We start from the raw sequence: 1,695 nt of genomic DNA, 5'->3' as shown, positions 1-1,695 counted from the left end.
ATCGGGTAAGGACGTCCCTTTCGGGACGCCCTCCCCACACCACCGTACGTGCGGGTCCGCATACGGCGGTTCAGCGACGGTGAGCAAGCTCGGCCCACAGACTCTTTAAACTCAGAACGCCTTGCGCGGCGAGCCATGCGTTGGTCAGACCAACTCCGCTGGCGATGGTCTTGGACATGTGCCAAGGACCTTGCCGACTGCGGGCATGGCGAATCGCTTGACGACGTGGGACGCCCAAGGCAATCAGATGGCGGCGACGCGTCTTCGGACGCTTCCACTGTTTCCAGTAGCAGCACCGAATGCGGCGGCGGATCCAGCCATCCAGACGGGCGAACAGCTTCAACTGAGAAGCCACGCCGAAGTAGCCCATCCAGCCGCGGACGTAGCGACGCAGCTCACCCAAACGCCGGTCCATCGACACGCCCCGGCTACGACCGGTAATCGTGACGACTCGATGTTTGAATTTCTTCAGGGCTTTCGGCGACACGTTCAGGCTCGCTCGGACTCCGACGAAGCGGAAGCCGAGGTATTCGAACTCCTCGGATGAGCGAACGCGACTCTTCTCCTGGTTGATGACCAGGCGAAGCGTCTCGGTCAAGTACCGACTGATCGAAGTCAGGATGCGATCGGCCGCGCGTTTCGACTTCGCGAAAATCGCAAAGTCGTCGGCATAGCGGACAAACGGCAATCCACGCTGCTCAAGTTCCTTGTCCAGGTCATCCAGCAGGATATTGCTGAGCAAGGGGCTCAGCGGGCCGCCTTGGGGGCTGCCCACTTCGGTCGGTTGCAAGGCTCCCTCGACCATCACTCCGGCCCGCAAGTAACGCCCGATCAGGGCGAGCAGTCGTTTGTCTTTGATGCGACGGGCCACGCGCGACATTAACACGTCGTGCTGGACTCGGTCGAAGAATTTCGACAGATCGACATCGCAAACGAAGCGAAAGCCGCGACGAATCGTTTTGCGGACTTGCTTGGCGGCTCCGTGGGCGGAGCGTCCTGGTCGAAAGCCGAAGCTCGACTCGCTAAAGTGCGGGTCGAAAATCGGCGTTAGGATCAGCACGATGGCTTGTTGGATCAGGCGATCTTGCACGTTTGGAATGCCGAGCAAGCGTTCGCCCCCATCGGGCTTGGCGATGGCTTTGCGACGAACCGGTGACGGTTCGTAAGTGCCATCGAGAAGTTCTTGTCGGATCTGCGGCCAACGGTGCCGAAACTGTTCAAAGAAGTCTTGAATCGACTCCCCGTCGGGGCCAGGGGCACCGCGGTTACGTCGGACATTCTTGAAAGCAGCTTCGATGTTGGCCTCCTCGACAATGCGTTCCATTAAAGAATCTGCGTCTTCACTCAAGGCTGGTTTCTCGGCACGCGCCGCGGCGGTCGATCCCGGTCGGGACAGAGGGCCTGTGGTCTCGGTGCCGGCGTCGTCTGGACAATACAGATCGACTTGCACCGAGGGGCTGTTTCGCTGCGAGTTTGCCGATGGCTCCTCCTTGTTCGTCACTGTTCGGTCCTTCCCGTCTCGATTGGTGTTCGAGGATCGGTACTACGACCTCTGCTGACTTCTGCACCGCCCGTAGAGGTTTCCACCCCCACGTTCCAGGTTTTCGGGCAAGCCCTACTGCCTGGAGCGACGCCTGGCCGCGACCAGACTGTGCAGATCTCCCCGGATAAGAACGTGATGTTTCGCTGCACAAG

Annotated in this window: 1 protein-coding gene; it reads right to left on the bottom strand. The window is 60.1% G+C overall.

Annotated features, from left to right (window positions below; all coding sequences use genetic code 11):
- Positions 1 to 70: 70 nt before the first annotated feature.
- Positions 71 to 1,324 carry a group II intron reverse transcriptase/maturase gene (ltrA, locus tag H1B37_RS32735; protein ID WP_182871471.1) on the bottom strand — a complete coding sequence of 418 codons (1,254 nt, stop codon included), beginning with the start codon at positions 1,322 to 1,324 and terminating at the stop codon, positions 71 to 73.
- Positions 1,325 to 1,695: the final 371 nt, after the last annotated feature.

Origin of the sequence: Stieleria mannarensis, assembly GCF_014154935.1 — a bacterium.
Lineage (GTDB): Bacteria > Planctomycetota > Planctomycetia > Pirellulales > Pirellulaceae > Stieleria > Stieleria mannarensis.
Note: the sequence above shows the minus strand (reverse complement) of the source record. Positions and strands in the feature narration are given on the sequence as shown.

Bases quoted from the DNA above. Each gene is read 5' to 3' on its own strand.
- ltrA (WP_182871471.1), bottom strand. From the start codon at position 1,324: ATGGAACGCATTGTCGAGGAGGCCAACATCGAAGCTGCTTTCAAGAAT.